Raw genomic sequence first — 4030 nt, 5'->3', positions numbered from 1 at the left:
AAACTAAACCATCTCAAAACACCACGATCAGACCTCTAGGGGCAACGGATGTTGGTTAGGATGAATGTTTGCTGCCTCTAAATTCTTGCCTGGGAGGCATGATGAAGCTTTAAAAGCTACTTTCTAGATTTAAATCCTGCAGTAATGCTTTGAACAAGTGGAGGTGCAGGGTGTATGGAGTATATATATGCGTCTTTATTGCTGTATAAGGCTGGAAAAGAGATAAGCGAGGAAAATGTGAAGAAGGTGCTTGAAGCAGCCGGTGTTGAAGTAGATGAAGTTAGGGTGAAGTCTCTGGTTGCAGCCATTAAAAACATTGACATAGCCAAGGTCCTTGAACAGGCTTCTGTAGCACCTGTGGCAGCTGCCCCAGTTCAAGCGGCCCCAGCGGCTGCGCCTGCTGGTGAAGAGAAGAAGGGTGAGGAGGAGAAGAAGGAGGAGTCTAAGGAGCTTAGTGAGGAAGCCCTCTCAGAAGGTTTCTCAGCACTATTCGGTTGAAAATAATGGCATTGTTGACGAGAGGATAAAGATTTTTAGGATTTTACGAAAACTTAATTTGCTTCCTTACTATTAGGTATCCTAAGTTAGAGAGAGGTTAGTTAAAACCATGTCTAAAAATATAAGCTTCGACTATCTCCGCAGGTACGGCTATGAGAAATACACTTGCAAGAGATGTGAGGAGGGCGTTTTATGGAGCAGGGTTCCAAGGGATACTTGCCCGGATAGGCCTTGTAGCAAATATGAGTTCCTCTACAAGGATTATAAAAGAGTGAGGCCCTTAAGCCTCCAGGAGGTAAGGGAGAAGTTTATAGGGTTCCTCAAGTCAAAGGGGCACGGCGTAGTGGATCCCTATCCAGTTCTAGCCAGATGGAGAAATGACCTCTATTTAACCATAGCATCAATAGTGGTATTCCAGCCTGCTGTTACAGATGGTATTGTTGATCCCCCATATAATCCACTAGTTATAATCCAACCATCTATAAGGCTGAGTGATATAGATAACGTGGGGTTAACCTTTGGACGGCATTTAACCAGTTTTGAAATGGGTGGGATGCATGCTTTTAATAAACCGGGTAAATTCGTTTACTGGGTTGAGGGGATACTGGATAACACAATAGAGTTCTTTAATAAGGAGATAGGCATAGACCTCGACGACCTGGTGTTTAAGGAGGGATGGTGGGAGGGCGGGGGTAATGCTGGGCCTGCCCCAGAGGTATTGGTTGACGGCATGGAGTTAGCAACACTAGTGCACATGATGTACAAGGCTGTTGATGGTAAATACGTGGAAAACCCCGTCTTAGTCGTTGACTGCGGGTATGGTATAGAGAGAATAGCGTGGTTCACCCAGAAGACGCCGACAGGCTTCCATGCAATATATGGTAGGCTGGTTAACGAGTACAAGGATGTACTCGGGGTCGAGGAGCCCAGCTACGATGTATTGAAGAAAGCTGTTTACTTGTTGAGCGATAAGGAAATTGGAGGCATACATGAGTATGAGAGGCTGCTTCGTGAATTAGGGTTCGGAGACTACGTGGATGAATTCGTGAAGACAATATATTTATATAGTGCTCTAGACCATGCCAGGACAATAAGCCTCATGCTCTCGGATGGTGTGGTTCCATCGAATACTGGTGAGGGATACCTGGCTAGACTCGTGATTAGGCGTCTCCTCAGAAACCTCGCCAGGCTCGGCGTCGAACCCAGCAGGCTCACAGATGTGGTCCAGGAATTACTGGATCGCCAGGTAAAATACTGGAAGAACGACTACATATATGGCAAGTTCGAGAAGCACAGAGACTATATACTGGATGTAGTAACCATGGAGACCTCTAAGTTCATAGATGCCGTCAGCCGTGGAATAGACATCGTCGATAAGTTGCTTAAAAAGAAAAGAGAACTCTTACTTGAAGACCTCATCACAATATATGATTCACATGGAATACCCCCTGAATTCGTTGCTGAAAGAGCCAGGGAGCATGGTGTAAAAGTAGAGATACCGGGTGACTTCTACTCTAGAATAGCTCAGAGACATTCCTCTCCAGGCGTGTTGGTGAAGGAGAAGGAGCATGAGTTTCCCGAGGACGTGGTTAAATGGGCCTCTGGATTCCCTGCTACATATAGGGTTTTCCATGAGAACCCGTATCTAACCAGTGTTAATGCTAAGGTGTTAGGGGTTAGAGGAAAATACCTTATCCTGGATAGAACGGTTATGTACCCGTGGGCCGGAGGCCAGGAACACGATACAGGCTTCATCGAGGTGAATGGAAGAGGATATGAGGTTGAATACGTTGGGAAAGTTGGCGATGTAATAATACATGTATTGAAGGAGCCCGTGGAGATCAATGAGAATACTATGGTTAGGGTGGTAATAGACTGGTATAGGAGATACAGGTTAATGAAGCACCACACTGCAACACATATTATACTCGCTGCAGCAAGGTATATACTTGGCGACCATGTATGGCAAGCCGGTGCTGAGAAAACCATTGAGAAGGCTAGGCTGGATATAACACACCATAAGTCCCTTACATCGGAGGATGTGAGGAAGATAGAGGAGCTGGCTAACAGGATAATCGAGGACAGAGTGGATCTAAGGTTCCACTACACGGGTAAATTCGAGGCCGAGAACAAGTACGGGTTGAAGATATACCAGGGTGGCGCAATATACTCTCCAATCCTCAGAATAGTTGAGATACCTGGCTGGGATGCACAGGCCTGCTTCGGAACCCATGTGTTTAACACTAGTGAAGTAGGCGGTGTGAAAATAATTAATGCCGAGAGAATACAGGATGGAGTAATCAGGCTGGAGTTCATAGCGTCAACGAGGCTAGTTGATAAAATACACTTACTGGAAAACGAGATCGGAGAAGCCCTATCAATCCTGGGCTCTAAGCAGGGAGATCTGGCTTCTGCTGTAAAGAAGATTAAGAGAGAGTACGATAAGACGCTAGAGGTACTTGATAAATACAGGGATCTCATGGGAAAGACCATTATATCGAAGGCCCTTACCGAGGAGATAAACATCTGCGGCATTGATACGGTATATGTAGAGCTACCCATCAGCGATGAGAAACTAGTTAAACAAGTACTTGAAGAACTCTCACTAAAACACGGGGTACTTACTACCATAGATACTGGCGAACTGATCGAAATAGCGGTTAAACCCGAGAAAGCAGTAAAGAAGAACATAGACTTAAGGAGAATCACAGAGGAGTTAACGGGGAAAGGCATTAAGGGAGGCGGTAAACCAGACCACGTAACACTGAGAAAAACCCGTGACATTAAAAAAGAAGAGGTCATGAATGCGTTAAAGAATATATTGTGTAGACAATAGAGTCCTGCCTGGAATAAAATCAGTTTTATTGCTGTTTTATCAAAACCTCTATATGTATGCTATTCCTGATGGACTTCGATGCTGAGACGGGTGAATATTATTGTTGAGAATTATATCTATCGACCTCGGCACCACGAACATAAAAGGGTGTGTTTATAGAATTCAATGATTCATCCATGGATATAAATATTGTTGAACAGGTAAATATTAGACAGAAACATGTTGAGGATAAGGTAGGAGGCATTCATGAACATGATCCCAGGTACATACTCAGCAATATAGAGGATATAATTAGACACCTGTCTTCTTCTCATGGAAAGCCGGATGCTATAGTATTCTCATCATATCTCTTCTCCACCCTATTCATGACGAGCATGGGGGTGTATTTATTCGTATTAATGGGTACGGTTTTTGAGAAGGCAGGGCTAACGGAGGTAATCGTAGATGCGCTTGAACCACTAGTAGGAAGAGTGAAAGGGGGACTCGCTGTAGTTACTGTACTTGGGTGTGCATTTTTCGAGTTGCTAACAGGTGCGGTAACAGCTACAACAGCATTCTCTAGGATCATGGGGCTTCATGATAATGGACTAGGTTTTCAATTTAGATTAAAATATATAATTCCCTCTGCTAAGATAATGATTTATCGGCTGGGCCCGTCGCCTAGCCAGGATAGGGCGCCGGCCTTCTAAGCCGGAG

General features: G+C 44.6%; 3 protein-coding genes. All 3 read left to right on the top strand.

The annotated features are described in order from the left end of the window. Nucleotides 1-174: 174 nt before the first annotated feature. The gene (gene rpl12p, locus ACP5N5_RS05980) at nucleotides 175-498 is read left to right on the top strand and encodes a 50S ribosomal protein P1 (protein ID WP_042667783.1); all 324 of its coding nucleotides are present in this window, start codon (nucleotides 175-177) and stop codon (nucleotides 496-498) included. Between the two features lie 109 nt (nucleotides 499-607). Next, nucleotides 608-3334, top strand: a complete 2727-nt coding sequence (alaS, locus tag ACP5N5_RS05975) for an alanine--tRNA ligase (RefSeq protein WP_428133914.1) — start codon at nucleotides 608-610, stop codon at nucleotides 3332-3334. 149 nt (nucleotides 3335-3483) lie between these two features. Beyond that, complete coding sequence (locus ACP5N5_RS05970; RefSeq protein WP_428133911.1) at nucleotides 3484-4023, top strand: TRAP transporter large permease subunit; 540 nt, start codon at nucleotides 3484-3486, stop codon at nucleotides 4021-4023. The last annotated feature ends 7 nt before the right edge of the window (nucleotides 4024-4030 follow it).

It is taken from the genome of Desulfurococcus sp. (genome assembly GCF_049970475.1).
In the GTDB taxonomy this organism is placed as follows: domain Archaea; phylum Thermoproteota; class Thermoprotei_A; order Sulfolobales; family Desulfurococcaceae; genus Desulfurococcus; species Desulfurococcus amylolyticus.
The sequence above is the reverse complement of the archived record's forward strand: the minus strand, read 5'-3'. Positions and strand labels throughout refer to the sequence as shown.

Excerpts from the sequence above, each read along its gene's own strand:
- alaS (WP_428133914.1), top strand. The coding sequence starts at position 608 with ATGTCTAAAAATATAAGCTTCGACTATCTCCGCAGGTACGGCTATGAG.
- rpl12p (WP_042667783.1), top strand. The coding sequence starts at position 175 with ATGGAGTATATATATGCGTCTTTATTGCTGTATAAGGCTGGAAAAGAG.